We start from the raw sequence: 14,588 nt of genomic DNA, 5'->3' as shown, positions 1-14,588 counted from the left end.
CCGATGCGCGTGATCGACGGCGCCGAAGGCGTCGAGCTGAGAGCGGGCCCGGGCGAGGCGCCGGGCAACGTCCGGCTGATCGGCGGCGCGATGCTGCTGTGGTCGGACACGGGTGAGGTCACCTGCTGGCGGGCCGCCGCGCTGGAACTCGTGGACCGGTTGCTGCCCGCCGCCGCGCGGGTCCTGCTGGTCGGCCCGCACCCGATGGAGCTGGTCGACCGGGTGGCCGGGCGGGCCGTATCGGTGGCGGCGGTGCTGCGTTCGTTCCCCGACGCGTGCGCGCTGGGCGAGCGGCATCCGGGCATCGACGTCCACTGCGGACGCCTGGATCTGCTCGACCCCGACGAGCCGTACGACCTGGTGCTGGCGCTGGACGGGCTGGCCCGCACGCACTCGGCCGAGGCGCCGGCCGTGCCGTGGCGACGGTCGCTGGCCGCGCTGGCCGGGCTCGCCGCCCCGGGCGGGCGGCTGGTGCTCGGGGTGCGCAACGACCTCGGGGTGGACCGGCTCCTCGACGCGCGCCCGCCGGACCGCGACGGCCAGTGGGAGCCGCACGGCTGCGACCCCACCTACCCGAGCGGGCCGGTCACCCTCGACGCCGCGCTGGCGTCGGCGGGGCTCCGCGCCGAACGCTGCTACGCGGCCTACCCCGACGGCCGGGCGCCCCGGGCCGTGCTCGCCCGCGAGCTGCTCGGCATGGAGCTGCCGGAGGCGCTCACCTTCCCGCTGAGCGGGAGCGAGGCGGAGCGGATGCCGGCGGCCGACCCGCTGCGGCTGACCCGGCTGGTGTTCCGCCACCGGCTGGGGGACGAGCTGGCCCCGCTCTGGCTGGCCGTGGCCACCCGGGGGGAGCCGTCGTCCGCGGACCTGCCGCTCGGCCTGGTCGAGGAGGGGGCGTCCGTGCACGAGCTGGTACGCGACGGCACGGGTCCGATGATCGCCCTGCGGCTGCCCGGCGGCGAGGCGCGGCCGGTGCCGGCGGGCCGGGTCGTGGAGGAGATGCTCGTGGAGGCCTGCGCCCGCGAGGACGTCCGGGCCGTCCGCGTGCTGCTCACCGCGCTCGCCCAGTGGGTGGAGGACGGCGGCGACGTCACCGCCACGGCCGACGCGCTGGTCTGGGACGGGGAGTCCTTCCATCCGGTCGCCCCCGGCCCCGTCCCGCCGCCCGGGGGCGCCGGGCCGCCGCCGGCCGTGGTGCTCTGCCGGATGCTGTGGCGGTTCGCGGTGCGGTTGCTGGCCGCCGGGCACCACCATCCGTGGCCGTGGCCGCTGGAGAGCGACCAGCTCACGCTCACGCTGTGCGGCATGGCGGGCAGGCCGTGCGACCGCGCCGAGCTGGAGCTGGCCCGCAGGCTCGACGCCGAGCTGGGCCCGCCCGCCGGGCCGGACGATCCGGCGCCGACGTACCGCGACCTGCTGCGCGCCAGGGACCGGCTCGCCGAGCAGCTCGCCGTCGCGCTGGCCAGGGTCTCCCGGCTGGAGAGCCGGCTCAAGCACCGCGAGCGCGCGCTGGCGAGGGCGCGTTCGCGCCTGCGGCGCAGCCGCCACAACGCCTCCGCCTACCGCAGGACGCTCGGTTACCGGCTGACACGCGGGCTCTCCGGCCCCCGCCGGGCCGCTCGCCGGGTCATGCGCCTGTTGTACGGATGACGTCTGCGGCGGCAGATGGTCAAGAACAGGCATGGACATCCTCTAGTAGTAGCAGAGAGTAAAGATTCAAACACGGCAGGTCGTCATGCTGTTGGTCCATGAGGACCTATTCGCTCGATGACGTCCACGAGACACGCAAGCGGAGAGACTCCTGGTGGACGGTGTACTTCGTGGACCCGATCGCCTGCCGGGTCGCGCTCGTGGTCGCCAACCGTACCCAGATCACGCCCAACAACCTCACGGTGTTCTCGCTGGTCCTCGGCGCGGCGTCAGCCGTGTGCCTGGCGGCGGGCGAGCTGGCGGCCGGCGCGCTGCTCTTCTACCTGAGCTTCATGATCGACTGTGTCGACGGCAAGATCGCCAGGTTGAAGGGCACGGGGACGCCCTTCGGGCTCTGGCTCGACTACGTCGGCGACCGGGTGCGGGTGGTGCTGTGCGCCGCAGGGCTCGCCTACGGGCAGTACGAGCGCACGGGGGAGGTCGCGTACATCCTGCTCGGCGCCGCCGTGGCCGTGCTCGACCTGTTCAGGTACGTCAACGCGCCGCAGATGAAGCGGGTCCACGCCGCCATCAGGGGGGAGCGGAACGCCGAGGAGGCCCCGCCGGACCTGGTGCCGGCGCCGCGTGAGGAGGACGCCGAGGCGCCCGTGCCGACGGGCTTCCTGCAGCGGCTCAACGTGTTCCTGGCCCGCCACCGGGTGCGATCGCACCTGATCAGCGGGATCGAGTTCCACGCGGCCGTGTTCGTGATCGCGCCCCTGATCGGGGTGGTGGCGCTGATCCCGGTGGCGGCGGCGGCCAGTTTCCTGCTTCTCGCCAACGAGGTCTTCCTGGTTTACCGGATGTGGCTCTTCGCCCGCAGGCATGGAGCCGCTCAGGAGAGCCGAGAGCACGTTCTCGTCTAAGTTTTCGGGGGTTAGTACGAAATGTCTGACAGGCCGGTGTTCGTCATCGGGTGCCCGCGCTCCGGGACCACGATGCTCCAGCTCATGCTCCACTCCCACCCTCGGCTGGCGGTGGCGCCGGAGACGAAGTTCGTCCTTCCCGCCTACTACCGCCGCCGGGTCTTCGGCGACCTGCGGGACGCCGCCCGCCGCCGCCCGCTGGCCGAGTGGATCGCCGGCGACCGCAGCACCAAGTTCCGCGAGCTGAAGATCGCCAAGGCCGACTTCGTCCGCGAGGCCGTGGAAGGGCCGGGCTCGCTCGGCTCCGTCATCGGGACCGCCTTCCGCATGTACGCCGACCGCTTCGACAAGCCCCGCTGGGGCGACAAGCGGCCCAGCTACGTCAAGCACACCGACCTGCTGCTCAGGCTCTTCCCCGACGCCCAGTTCATCCACCTGATCAGGGACGGGCGCGACTGCGTCGCCTCGCTCAAGGAGATGCCCTGGTACACGGCCGACTCCTTTCACGCGATCGCCACCTGGGCCGAGGCCATGGACGCGGGGGAGCGGCTGCGCCGGACGCTGCCCGAGGACACCTACTTCGAGCTGCGGTACGAGGACCTCACCGACGATCCGGAGACCGAGCTCAAGAAGCTCTGCGTGTTCCTGGACGAGGACTTCTCGCCCGCCATGGTCTCGCCGCGCGAGGCGGCCAGCATGGCCGTGCCGGTGCACAAGGTCTGGCACAGCAACACGCACGGCGAGGTCACCCGCAGCAGGGTGGGGAGCTGGGCCAAGCGGCTGGACTCCTGGGAGATCTCGCTGTGCGAGCACGTGTTCGGCGAGCGCCTCGAAGCCAACGGCTACGAGCTGTCCGGCGCGCCCAGCGCGGCCAAGGAGCACGTGGCGGCCTGCAACAAGACGATGGCCAGGCGGCGTACCAGCCGGCTGCGCAAGGGCTTCCGCGACCGCATCAACAGGATGCGCGAGCCCAGCCCCGTGGCGGCCCTGCTCACCAGCGGCCAGCGGGTGCTGGCGGGCGTCCCGCAGCAGCGCAACGAGTCGCCCGAGCTGGCCGAGCACAACTGATCACCGACGGCGCCGGCGCGGGGGCGCGGCGCCGTCAGCACGAAGGGCCCGCCGGTCACCGCCGGCGGGCCCTGTGTGGTTCAGCGCTCCAGGTGCGCGAACAGGGACTCCCAGCGGTCCAGCACGCGGTCGAGGCGGAAGGCCTCGGCGCGCTCGCGGGCGGCGGCGCCCAGCCGGCGCCGCTCGCGGTCCGATCCGGTGAGCGAGCCCAGCCGCTCCGCCAGCGCGTCCACGTCACCGGGCGGCACGAGCACCGGTCGCGCCGAACGAACCCCGCCCGACACGTCGAACGCCACCGCCGGCACCCCGTGCGCGGCGGACTCCAGCAGCACGATCGGCAGCCCCTCGTGCTCGCTGCTCATCGCCAGGAGCGAGGCGGCGCGGTACTCGGCCGGCATCTCGCCGGCGGGCACCCGCCCGCGGAACACCACCCGGTCCGTCACCCCCTCCTGGGCGGCGTGCGCGCGCAACCGGTCCAGCTCCGCGCCGTCGCCGATCAGGTGCAGCTCCCACGGCGGCGGCGCGCCCGACCGGGCGAAGGCGGTGATCAGCCGGTCGAACCGCTTGACCCCTTCCAACCGTCCCACCCCCAGCACGCGCGGCGCCGAGAGCTCCGACACCCGGCGGGGCCAGTGCGCCAGCGGGTTCGGCAGCGTCCAGGCGTTGGGCAGCAGGGCCTGCTCCGAGAAGCGCCACGCGTCGTCCTCGCTGAGGAACGCCGCCTGCTCCAGCTCCGGGTAGTGCTTCTTGATCGAGCCCAGGTGCCAGCAGCCGCTCGCATGCTCGTACGAGCCGTGATACTGGCCGATCGCCCGCAGGTGCTCCGGCATCAGCCCGGCCGTCCTGGTGACCACTCCCGGCGAGGTGAGCACCGCGTAGCCGGGGCGCATCGTCCCCAGCAGCTCCCGCAGCCTGCGGCGGGACCGCCGGCGCGCGATCCCGCCCTCCTGCCCCACCGGCGCGCTGCTGACCAGGTGCCGGTGGTAGCGCGGGTGCTCGACGTAGGGGAAGGGCGACGCGGCCCGGTGCAGGCCGATGACGTGCAGCTCGTGCCCGCGCCGCGCCAGGCCCTGGGCGAGGGTGTGCGTGACCTGCTGGATGCCGCCGAGCGTGTCGGCGTCCAGACACGCGAAGACGACGTTCATGCCGCGTTCCCCGCGGAATCCGCGTCCGGCGCGGGCCCGGCGTTCGCCGCGTCCGCGGGGGTGCCGAGGTTTCCGGATGAACTCGCGTACCCGGAGGAAGCGACGGGCCGGACGTTCCCGGACAGGCCCGCGTTCCCGGACGGGCTCGCGCTCCCGGACGGGCTCGCGCTCCCGGACGGGCTCGCGTCCTTGGAAGGGCCCGCGGCGAAGAAGTCTGTGACGATTCTGGCGGCGGCGTCGCCGTGCTCGTCGGCGCACCACAGCTCGCGGAAGGCCGCGTACCGCGCGGCGTGGGCGGCGTGACCGGCGGGCAGGTCGCGGAGCCGGTCGACGAGCTCCTCCGTGGTGGTCACGCACGGTCCCGGCGCGATGGACGGCAGGTCGTGGTAGACGCCCCGTTCCGTGAGCCGGTACTCGTCCCAGTCGTCGATGAGGAAGAGCATCGGCTTGCCGGTGATCGCGTAGTCGCACATCACGGACGAGTAGTCCGTGAGCAGCGCGTCCGAGACCAGCATCAGGTCGTTGATCTCCGGGTACGTCGCGGCCGGCCGCACGAAGTGGAGCAGGTGCTCGGGCGGCCGGTACCGCTCGACCGGGTGGGTGCGCAGGATGACCACCCACTCGCCGGCCAGCTCCTCCGCCATGAGCTCCAGGTCCGCCCGGACCGAGCGGCCGCTGCTCTTGGCCCGGTCGCGGTACGTGGGCGCGTACAGCAGGACCTTCTTGCCGGCGGGCAGCTCCAGCCGCGTGCGCGGGTCACCGGCGAACTCGCCCCTGACCAGCGCGTCGCAGCGCGGCGTGCCGTGCCGGTAGACCGGGCCGGTGTAGCCGTTGGACGGGATGAAACGGCGGGAGAACTCGGCGCTGGGCGAGATCAGCGCGTCCCAGCGGGCGACCGCGGCCCGCCACCGCGCGCGCGGCCCGTCGAAGTCGCCGCGCAGGTCGGGCGCGTCGAAGCCGATGGACTTGATGCCCTGCCCGTGCCAGGTCTGCAGGTAGCGGGTGCCGCGCGGTTTGGGGTAGTCCAGCGGGAAGCCGTGGCTGTCCACCCAGTAGCCGGCCCTGGCCAGCGTCCAGACGTACTTCCAGCCGCCGCGCCGGACCCCGCGCGCGCCGGTCGGCGCCTCGCCGCGGCCCTTGGCCACCGACCAGACCACCTCGACGGGCAGGCCGCGCCGGCGCAGCTCCTCGTACAGGGCCCTGGGGCTGCCGGTGCAACCCTTGCCGACGTCCGACTCGAACAGCGCGAGGTCGCGGCGCGGCCGCAGCACCTTGATCATCAGCTTGTACGCGCGCAGCTTCATCGCCGGGGTGCTGATCCTCCTGATGAGCGCCCGCTTGACCCGTCCGGGCAGCGCCCGCCGCCGGGCGGAGCGTCGCACGCGCAGGTAGGCGGCGTGGCCGTCGCAGCCGACCGTGGCTCCAGGCAGCTCGATCGGCGTCATCTTCGGGTCCACGATGAGCCGGTCGGTGGTGGTGAGGCCGTCGGCGAGCCGGGTGAAGCCGATGCGCGGCTCGCAGGAGCCGTCCGGGGTGAAGGTCACCTCGGTGACGTAGCCGCCGTCGCCGGACGGGTGCGGCCGGAGCGGGACCCGCCGCCCGCCGAGCTTCAGGAACGCCTCCCAGGCCACCGGCAGCACGCCGAAGGGATCGTACGTGCGCACGGTCATCCGTACCCGGCGGCCGTCGCCGGCGATCTCGGTGACCTCGTGCCGCAGCCGCGACGCCGAGAACGGCAGCTCGGCCAGGCGCAGCGGGGTGATGTCCAGGCCGGGTGAGACCGTGGTGCCCCAGTAGGTGCGCCCGCCGAGCTGCACGGCGGCGCGCGGCACGGCCCGCGGCCCGGTCAGGCATCCGGCGGCGACGCGCAGGTCCTCGGCCCGGTCGTCCATGATGAGCCGGCAGCATACCTTGACCAGCGGGTCCACCCGCTCGTACACCTCGGCCGGTATCCCCTCCAGGTACGGGCGGACGACGGCGGCGAACTCCTTGACCCACACCAGGTCCCTGGAGGGCAGCGGGTTGAGGTAGACGCACAGGTCCTGCCGGAGGAAGCGGTGCTGCCGCTCGGGCACCAGATCGGCGGCCCCGTGCCGGCGCAGCGCCTCGTCGCTCAGCCTGGCGGCGGTCACGCGGTGGCGGACGTTGTCCATCTCCTCGATCGACAGCGAGATGGACGAGGCGCCGCGGGCCCGGTGCCAGTGGTAGACCACCCACGGCACGATCGCGAACCGACGCGCGTGCGCGTACAGCTCGGTGGCGAAGACGTGGTCCTCGTAGTGGATGTCCTCGGGGAAGCGCACCCCGCTCTCCCGCAGGAAGCGCACGTCGTACAGCTTGTTGGTGCTGAACGAGTCCAGGAACAGCTCCGGGTCCTCCCGGATGCCCTCGACCACGCGCCGCCGGGCGAACAGCGTCGGGTAGTACGGGCGCAGTCGCCCGTTCCATTCGTACAGCCGGGAGATCTGGCCGGACACGAAGTCGGCCCCGGTCCGCTCGATCTCGGCCAGCAGGCTCTTGCAGGCGTGCCGGGGCAGCTCGTCGTCGCTGTCGAGGAACATCACGTACGGGGCCGCGGCGGCGTCCAGGCCGTCGTTGCGCGGGGCGCCGCAGCCGCCGCTGTTGCGCTCTCTGCGCAGGTAGCGGACGCGCGGGTCGGACGCCGCCAGCCCGGCCGCGACCTCGGGAGTGTCGTCGGTGCTGGCGTCGTCGGAGATGATCACTTCGAGGTCGCGCAGTGTCTGGCCGAGCACCGAGCGGACCGCTCTGGGCAGCCGGGGGGCGTCGTTGTAGGTGATCACGACAACCGTGCAATCCGCCATGCCTACCCCCCGTGCGTCACGACGTGGGAGTAGGCATTCCCGGCACTTCAGGAGGTACGACCGAATGGCAGTGTTTTTTGCCCAAAATCATCGAATAAGGCGACGAATCACCCAAACAATGACAAGTAGCGCGGCGACTCCGCCCAGCACCGGCGCCAGCCGCTTGAGCAGCGGAGCGCCCGCGATGTCGAGCAGGTCGAGCGCCTCCTCGTCGGGCGTGCGTGACGTGCGCATGGTGCCCGCCGGGTGGGCGTCCTCGCCGGGCGCCGGCACGGCGGCCAGGTGGCGCTCCGCCGGTTCCTCGGCGGCGGCCTCCTGCTGCGGCTCCTGCGCGGGCTCGGCGAACAGGTCGGCGAGGTTCGCCGCGAACCGGTCGATGAGCTTCGCCCCGACCTCGGCCATCACCCCGCGGCCGAACTGGGCGGGCCGCCCGGTCACGTTGAACGACGTCTCGACCGTCACGGACGTGGCGCCGTCGACCGGCGTCAGCCGCGCCTTGACCGTCGCGGCGGCGGTCCCGGAGCCACGCGCCTCCTTGCCCGAGGCCTGGATGGTGAGCGTGTGGGAGTCCTTGTCGACGTCCTCGAACGCGGCCGAACCCCGATAGGTGACGGTGATCGGTCCGACCTTGACCTTCATCCTGCCCGTGAACTGCTGACCCTCGACGCTGTCGAGAGCCGCCCCCGGCAGGCACGGGGCCACTCGCTCGACATCCAGCAGGACCGCCCAGGCCTGCTCGATGGGGACCGGGACCGTGAACTCGTGCTCGAACCGCATCGCCATCGATTCGCTCCTTCCCGCTGCTGCGAGACTACGTGCCGCGGGGGCGCCCCGGAAGAGGGGCGCCCCCGCCTGATCAGGGCGCTCCGGCCGCGGTGCGGACCGCCCGGTGCGTCAGCACCCTGGCCAGATGCCGCCGGTAGTCCGGCTGCGCGTGCAGATCGGCGGGCGGCGAGGTGTCCGCCGCCGCCTCCTCACACGCCTGCCGGAGCCCGTCACCCAGCTCCAGACCCTCCAGCGCGGTCTCGGCCGCCCGTGCCCGCACCGGTGTCGTCCCCATGTTGGTCAGCCCGATCCTGGCCTCCTGGATCGAGCCGTTGGAGCGCCTGACGGCCGCCGCCACGCCGACGATCGCCCACGCCTGAGCGGTGCGGTGGAACTTCTCGTAGTGGAAGCCCCAGCCGTCGCTCAGTTTCGGGATCTTCACGCCCACCAGGACCTCGCCCTGCCGCAGCGACGACTCCAGATAGTCGACGAAGAAGTCGGCCGCCGGGATCTCCCGCTCGCCCTGCGCCGAACGGGCCACCAGCACGCCCTCCAGCGCCAGCACCACCGCGGGCAGGTCGCCCGCCGGGTCGGCGTGCGCCAGCGACCCGCCGAACGTGCCCCGGTGCCGCACCGCCGGGTCCGCCACCATGGCGGTGGCCAGCGCGAGCAGCGGGGCGCCCGCGGCCACCACGCCGGAGCGCATCACCTCGTCGTGCGTGGTCATCGCGCCGATGAACACGTGGTCGCCGCGGTCGTGCACGCCGGCCAGCTCCGGCAGCCGTGCCACGTCGACCAGCTTCGTCGGGTACGCCAGCCGCAGCCGCAGCAGCGGCAGCAGCGACTGCCCGCCCGCGATCACCTTGGCGTCCTCGTCCGCCGCCAGCTCCTGGCAGGCCTCCGCCAGCGAGCCGGGGCGCACGTAGTCGAACGATGCCGGGATCATGCCCGCCCTCCTTCCAGCGCGCGCCACACCCGCTCGGGCGTGCACGGCATCTGCACGTCCCGCACGCCGTGCGGCCGGAGCGCGTCCACGATGGCGTTGACCACCGCGGGCGTCGAGGCGATGGTGCCCGCCTCGCCGACGCCCTTGGCGCCCAGCGGGTTGCTGGTGGCCGGCGTCTCGGTCCTGTCGGTCACGAAGTCCGGCAGGTCCGCCGCCGACGGCAGCAGGTAGTCGGCCAGCGTGGCGGTGAGCAGGTTGCCCTCCGCGTCGTAGACGGCCTCCTCGTAGAGGGCCTGCCCGATGCCCTGCGCGATGCCGCCGTGCACCTGGCCCTCGACGATCAGCGGGTTGACCACCTTCCCCACGTCGTCGACCGCCACGTACGAGCGGATCTTGACGTGTCCGGTCTCCGTGTCCACCTCCACCGCCGTCAGGTGGGTGCCGTGCGGGAAGGAGTAGTTGACCGGGTCGAACGTGGCGTCCGAGTCCAGCCGGGCCTCCGCCCCCTCGGGCAGGTTGTGCGCGGCGAACGCGGCCAGCGCCAGCTCCTGGATCGTCGTCTGGGAGTCGGTGCCCTTCACCTTGAACGCGCCGTCGGCGAAGTCGAGGTCGTCCGGCGAGCACTCCAGGAGGTGCGCGGCCAGCTTGCGTGCCTTCTCGCGCACCTTCTCGCACGCCTGCAGCACCGCCACCCCGCCGACGACCAGCGAGCGCGAACCGTAGGTGTCCATGCCCTTGTGCGAGATCGCGGTGTCGCCGTGCACCACCGTGACGTCCTCGAACGGGACGCCGAGCGCGTCGGCCGCGATCTGGCTCCACGACGTCACGTGGCCCTGCCCGTGCGGCGACGTGCCGGTGACGACCTCCACCTTGCCGGTCGGCAGCATCCGCACCGACGCGTGCTCCCAGCCGCCCGCGCCGTAGTTCGCCTCGCCCAGCATCCGCGACGGCGCCAGCCCGCACATCTCGGTGAACGTGCTGACGCCGATGCCCAGCTGCACCGGGTCGCCACGGTCACGCCGGTCGGCCTGTTCGGCGCGCAGCTTGTCGTAGCCGAACAACTGCAGCGCCTTGTCGGTCGCCGCCTCGTAGTTCCCGGAGTCGTAAGTCAGGCCAGCGATCGTGGTGTACGGGAACTCCTCGTGCTTGATCCAGTTGCGCCGCCGCACCTCGATCGGGTCGAGCCGCAGCTCCGCCGCGAGCTCGTCCATGATCCGCTCGATCGCGAACGTGGCCTCGGGACGGCCCGCGCCCCGGTAGGCGTCCGTCGGCATCTTGGTGGTGAACACGCCCTTGCAGGCGAACTCGTACGCGTCCATCTTGTAGATGCCGTTGAACATGGTCGCGCCGAGCATCGGGACGCCCGGGGTGACCAGCATCAGGTACGCGCCCATGTCGGCGAGCAGGTCGACCTGGAGCCCGCGGATGCGGCCGTCGGCGTCGGCCGCGAGCCTGATGTGCTGGAGCTGGCCGCGCCCCTGGTGGACGGCCAGGTTGCCCTCGGTGCGCGACTCGGCCCACTTGACGGGCTTGCCCAGCTTCCGGCAGAGCAGCAGGCAGAGCACCTCTTCGGCGGTGACCTGCAGCTTGGTGCCGAACCCGCCGCCGACGTCCGGCGCGATCACGCGGAGCCGGTGCTCGGGGACGCCGGTGACCATGGCCAGCATCACCCGCAGCACGTGCGGGATCTGCGTGGACGTCCACATCGTGAACGTGTCGCCGTCGGTGGAGACCAGCACCGCCCTGGGCTCCATGGCCGCGCCGATCAGGCGCTGCTGCACGTACGTCCGGTCGATGACCACCGGGGCGTCCCTGAAGGCCGCGTCGAGGTCACCCGAGGTGATCTTGACGGAGAACGCCTGGTTGCCCGTCTCGTGCACCTTCGGGCTGTCCGGCGAGAGCGCCGTCTCCAGGTCGATCACCGGCGGCAGCGGCTCGTAGTCGACCTCGATCGCCTCCAGGGCGTCGGCCGCCTTGAACCGGTCGGTGGCGACCACGCAGGCCACGATCTCGCCCGTGTACCGCACCTCCGTCACCGCCATCGGCGGGTGCTCGGGGATGACGATGTCGTCCGACACCGGCCACGCGCACGGCAGGCTGCCCTGCTCGCCGGCGACGTCCTGGCCGGCGAACACCGCGACCACGCCGGGCAGCTCGCGCGCCGCCGACACGTCCACCCCGGTGATCCGCGCGTGCGCCATCGGGCTGCGCAGGAAGGCCACGTGCAGCATCCCCGGCTGCTGCAGGTTGTCCGTCCACCGCGTGCGCCCGGTCAGCAGCCGGGCGTCCTCCTTGCGCCTTCTCGCCTTGCCCACCTCGGTCATGACGACTTCACCGCCTGACCCATCTCCTGGGCGCCCCGTTTCACCGCTCTGACGATGTTGCAGTAGCCGGTGCACCGGCAGAGGTTGCCTTCGAGCCCTTCCCTGATGGCCTCCTCCGACGGGTCCGGAGTGTCTCTCACCAGGTCGATCGCGGCCATGACCATGCCTGGCGTGCAGAATCCGCACTGCAGCGCGTGTTCCTCGTGGAAGGCCCGCTGCATCGGGTGCAGCGACCCGTTCGCGGCCAGGCCCTCGATGGTGACGATGTCGGAGCCGTCGGCCTGCACCGCGAGCACCGAGCAGCTCTTGACGGTCTTGCCGTCGAGCATCACGGTGCAGGCGCCGCAGTTGCTGGTGTCGCAGCCGGCGGGGGTGCCGGTCTTGCCCAGCCGTTCTCTTAGTAGGTGAACGAGAAGAAGTCGCGGTTCGACGTCCTCCTCGTAGGCGATTCCGTCCACTTTGACGGATATCCGGGGCATACGTCCTCCCTCACAGGAGCAGGGGAAAGGCGGACAAGGCCAACGTATGCCCGTGTTTGTCTCGGTAGTCAAGGGTTACTTACCACGAATAACCCTCGCCAGGATCGCCACCAGCCCCGCGAAGCCCAGGCCCGTCACCAGCACAGGCAACAGGACCAGCGGATCCGTGATCGACCGCGTCATGATCAGGATGCCCAGCACGACGAACAGGGTCCCGCTCAGCAGCGCCATCCAGTCGGTCCTGTGCAGGCGCCGCGGCCGGTCGACGTCACGCGGCACGCCGCACCTCCAGGTCTCCGACGCCGCCCCGGATGTGCAGCACGATCGTGGCCGGCTCGCCCTCGGGCGCGACCTCCGGCTCCATCACCCTGTCCAGCCGGACCTCCAGGCCGCCGCGGAGCGACTGGTCGACCTGGATGTCGCCGACCTTGTTGGTCGCGTGCACCTCCACCCGCGCGTCGGGCGGCACCACCACGTCCAGCGTCCCCACCGAGACCGCGGCCCGCACCTCGACCGTCGACCCCGGCTTCAGCGCGAGCTTCGACAGGTCCAGCTCGCCGTCTCCCACGCCCACGTCGAACACCTGGCGCGTCTCCTCCACGGTGAGGGGCTGCCACACGGCCGACCCCACCTTCGCCGGGAGCCCGCCGAACATCAGCCCGATGCCGATCAGCAGCGCCACCGTGGTGCCCGCGGCCACCAGCCCGGCGCCCTTGCCCCACCAGGCGGCGATCAGCAGCCCGGCCCCGATGGTGACGAGCACCGCGCCGCCGACGATCGTGGGCTGCACGCCCGAAGGCGATGCCGCCTGCACGGCCACGAGGATCCCTCCAATGATGGTTGCCAGCAGGATGGTGATGGCGCCGATGAACGACTTCGGCCGTTTCTGCCGCTTCGGCAGCGGCACCCCGTACAACGCGGGGTCGTACGGCGAGTAACCTCCGCCGCGCTTGGCCGGATCCAGCGGCTGGTACGGCCCGTGCGGCGCGAACGGCTCCCCGTACGAGCCGTACCGGGTCTCCCGGTGACCGGCGAGCGGCCGGTACGCGGGCATCTCCCGCGTCTCACCCGCCGCGAACACCGACTCCTCCTGCACCCCATACGACCGAACCCGATCCCCCTCGGCCCCTTCGCCGGTCGCGGATTCGGCCCTGGAACCGGCCCCGGACCCGATCCCGGCCCCTTCCTCGGTCCCGGACCTGGACCCGATCCCGGTGCCTTCGTCGGTCCCGGTCCCGGCCTGGTCGCCGATCCTCGTACCGGGCTGATCGGTCCTCTCGCCTGTACCGGCCTCCGCCCGGAAGCCGGCCCCCGCCGGCTCCTGTCCCGGCGCACCCTGCCGCGGCAGATCAACGGCGGGCCGCGCCACCGTCTCATCGCCCCGGCCCTCCTGCGCCCGGTCGCCCTCGGCGGCCGGGTCCGTCCCCGCGTCGGCGTAAGCAGCGGCGTGTGCGGCTGCGGCGGGCGGCGCGGTCGCCTCGTCCCGCCCCGTTTCGGGCCACCCCGCCGCGTCGGGTGAAATGCTCGTGGGTGACGCCGCCTGGTCCCGCCCCGCTTCGGGTCGGCCGTCCTGCGCGGGCGACTCTGTTGCGTCGGGTGAGATGCTCGTGGGCGGTGCCGCCTGGTCCCGTACCGTTTCGGGCCGGCCGTCGGGCGTTGCCGCCGTGCCGGGGGAGGTGGCGGTCGCCTCGTCCTGGCTCCGTTCCGTCCGGTCGGCGTCTGCGGACGTCTTCGGCGAGACGCTGGCGTGGACCGCGGCGGGTCCGGCGCCGGTGAGCGGCACGGCACGAGGGCCCTTGCCGGGCTCGGGCGCCGCGTCAGCCGCCGGGTGGGAGGTCTCTTCCCGCGTACCGTTCTCGTCCGTACGGCGGGGCTGGTCCGGGGGGCCTCCGGCGCGGGACCCCGGGGGCCGGTGACCCATCGGAGGAGTCGCCTGCGCGTACGGAGGCACGCGGGGGGTCTCCTGGTACCCGTCCAGGTCCATCGCCCGGGGCCGCCGGTTGAGGCGTTCGGGCATCGAGCGCACCAGCCCCAGCAGGTCGACCCCGTGCGCGTGCGCCGCCAGCAGCGCGACGGCCAGGAACAGCCCCGCCACCAGCGTCCCGGTGTCCAGCCACACGGTCGACAGGTTGATGCCCAGCCCGAGCGCCAGCACCGCCGTCAGCAACGCCATCACCGTGTCGGCGTCGAAGTCGCGGTGGGTCCACTGCTCGATGAGCCCCGGCCGCCCACTGGGCTCCTTCATCAGCAGAAAAGCCGCGATGTACAGAAACAGCCCGATACCGGACCCGAACAGCAGGATCACGAACCCCACGCGGAACACCACGGGGTCGATGCCGGTGTGCCTGCCGAGCCCGGCGCACACCCCCATGAGGAATCGTCCCTCGCTGCTGCGGCGCAGCACGCTCGGGGGCGCGGCCGGTTCCCTGGGCGGTGCTTCTGTCATGGAACCATCGTGACCCACCCCCGAGGGGGCACGCATCG

The 14,588-nt window shown here is 72.6% G+C and carries 11 protein-coding genes; 3 read left to right on the top strand and 8 right to left on the bottom strand.

Going from position 1 to position 14,588, the window contains the following annotated elements; genetic code table 11:
- Positions 1-3 precede the first annotated feature (3 nt).
- The 3 genes from ABD999_RS31965 (at position 4) to ABD999_RS31955 (ending at position 3,623) form a co-directional block, all read left to right on the top strand.
- Positions 4-1,650 carry a hypothetical protein gene (locus ABD999_RS31965; RefSeq protein WP_271274735.1) on the top strand — a complete coding sequence of 549 codons (1,647 nt, stop codon included), beginning with the start codon at positions 4-6 and terminating at the stop codon, positions 1,648-1,650.
- Positions 1,651-1,748: 98 nt separating this feature from the next.
- Complete coding sequence (locus ABD999_RS31960) at positions 1,749-2,555, top strand: CDP-alcohol phosphatidyltransferase family protein (RefSeq protein WP_271274736.1); 807 nt, start codon at positions 1,749-1,751, stop codon at positions 2,553-2,555.
- A gap of 21 nt (positions 2,556-2,576) precedes the next feature.
- On the top strand, positions 2,577-3,623 hold the full coding sequence (locus tag ABD999_RS31955; protein ID WP_219545158.1) for a sulfotransferase family protein: 1,047 nt from the start codon (positions 2,577-2,579) through the stop codon (positions 3,621-3,623).
- Between the two features lie 80 nt (positions 3,624-3,703).
- Here the strand turns inward: ABD999_RS31955 and ABD999_RS31950 are convergent, their stop codons facing one another.
- From ABD999_RS31950 to ABD999_RS31915, 8 genes are all read right to left on the bottom strand, one after another.
- Positions 3,704-4,768: a glycosyltransferase gene (locus tag ABD999_RS31950; RefSeq protein WP_271274737.1), complete on the bottom strand. Its 1,065-nt coding sequence runs from the start codon at positions 4,766-4,768 to the stop codon at positions 3,704-3,706.
- Positions 4,765-7,590 carry a bifunctional glycosyltransferase/CDP-glycerol:glycerophosphate glycerophosphotransferase gene (locus ABD999_RS31945; protein ID WP_271274738.1) on the bottom strand — a complete coding sequence of 942 codons (2,826 nt, stop codon included), beginning with the start codon at positions 7,588-7,590 and terminating at the stop codon, positions 4,765-4,767. The genes ABD999_RS31950 and ABD999_RS31945 overlap by 4 nt, the downstream gene beginning before the upstream one ends.
- Positions 7,591-7,677: 87 nt before the next feature.
- Positions 7,678-8,373 carry an SRPBCC family protein gene (locus ABD999_RS31940; protein ID WP_271274739.1) on the bottom strand — a complete coding sequence of 232 codons (696 nt, stop codon included), beginning with the start codon at positions 8,371-8,373 and terminating at the stop codon, positions 7,678-7,680.
- A 73-nt stretch (positions 8,374-8,446) separates the two neighbouring features.
- Positions 8,447-9,301 carry an FAD binding domain-containing protein gene (locus tag ABD999_RS31935; protein ID WP_271276629.1) on the bottom strand — a complete coding sequence of 285 codons (855 nt, stop codon included), beginning with the start codon at positions 9,299-9,301 and terminating at the stop codon, positions 8,447-8,449.
- Positions 9,298-11,625 (bottom strand): xanthine dehydrogenase family protein molybdopterin-binding subunit, encoded by a 2,328-nt coding sequence (locus ABD999_RS31930; protein WP_271276628.1) that lies wholly within the window; start codon positions 11,623-11,625, stop codon positions 9,298-9,300. The genes ABD999_RS31935 and ABD999_RS31930 overlap by 4 nt, the downstream gene beginning before the upstream one ends.
- Complete coding sequence (locus tag ABD999_RS31925) at positions 11,622-12,104, bottom strand: (2Fe-2S)-binding protein (protein ID WP_148036880.1); 483 nt, start codon at positions 12,102-12,104, stop codon at positions 11,622-11,624. The genes ABD999_RS31930 and ABD999_RS31925 overlap by 4 nt, the downstream gene beginning before the upstream one ends.
- A 75-nt stretch (positions 12,105-12,179) precedes the next feature.
- Positions 12,180-12,383: a hypothetical protein gene (locus tag ABD999_RS31920; protein WP_148036881.1), complete on the bottom strand. Its 204-nt coding sequence runs from the start codon at positions 12,381-12,383 to the stop codon at positions 12,180-12,182.
- Positions 12,373-14,550 carry a PspC domain-containing protein gene (locus ABD999_RS31915; RefSeq protein WP_271276627.1) on the bottom strand — a complete coding sequence of 726 codons (2,178 nt, stop codon included), beginning with the start codon at positions 14,548-14,550 and terminating at the stop codon, positions 12,373-12,375. Before ABD999_RS31915 ends, ABD999_RS31920 begins: the two co-directional genes overlap by 11 nt.
- Between the last annotated feature and the right edge of the window lie 38 nt (positions 14,551-14,588).

The organism is Nonomuraea ferruginea, from assembly GCF_039540635.1.
Classification (GTDB): domain Bacteria; phylum Actinomycetota; class Actinomycetes; order Streptosporangiales; family Streptosporangiaceae; genus Nonomuraea; species Nonomuraea ferruginea.
Note: the sequence above shows the minus strand (reverse complement) of the source record. Positions and strands in the feature narration are given on the sequence as shown.

Coding starts and splice junctions, on each gene's coding strand:
- ABD999_RS31930 (WP_271276628.1), bottom strand. CDS start 11,625: ATGACCGAGGTGGGCAAGGCGAGAAGGCGCAAGGAGGACGCCCGGCTG.
- ABD999_RS31935 (WP_271276629.1), bottom strand. CDS start 9,301: ATGATCCCGGCATCGTTCGACTACGTGCGCCCCGGCTCGCTGGCGGAG.
- ABD999_RS31950 (WP_271274737.1), bottom strand. CDS start 4,768: ATGAACGTCGTCTTCGCGTGTCTGGACGCCGACACGCTCGGCGGCATC.
- ABD999_RS31925 (WP_148036880.1), bottom strand. CDS start 12,104: ATGCCCCGGATATCCGTCAAAGTGGACGGAATCGCCTACGAGGAGGAC.
- ABD999_RS31915 (WP_271276627.1), bottom strand. CDS start 14,550: ATGACAGAAGCACCGCCCAGGGAACCGGCCGCGCCCCCGAGCGTGCTG.
- ABD999_RS31960 (WP_271274736.1), top strand. CDS start 1,749: ATGAGGACCTATTCGCTCGATGACGTCCACGAGACACGCAAGCGGAGA.
- ABD999_RS31955 (WP_219545158.1), top strand. CDS start 2,577: ATGTCTGACAGGCCGGTGTTCGTCATCGGGTGCCCGCGCTCCGGGACC.
- ABD999_RS31940 (WP_271274739.1), bottom strand. CDS start 8,373: ATGGCGATGCGGTTCGAGCACGAGTTCACGGTCCCGGTCCCCATCGAG.
- ABD999_RS31945 (WP_271274738.1), bottom strand. CDS start 7,590: ATGGCGGATTGCACGGTTGTCGTGATCACCTACAACGACGCCCCCCGG.
- ABD999_RS31965 (WP_271274735.1), top strand. CDS start 4: ATGCGCGTGATCGACGGCGCCGAAGGCGTCGAGCTGAGAGCGGGCCCG.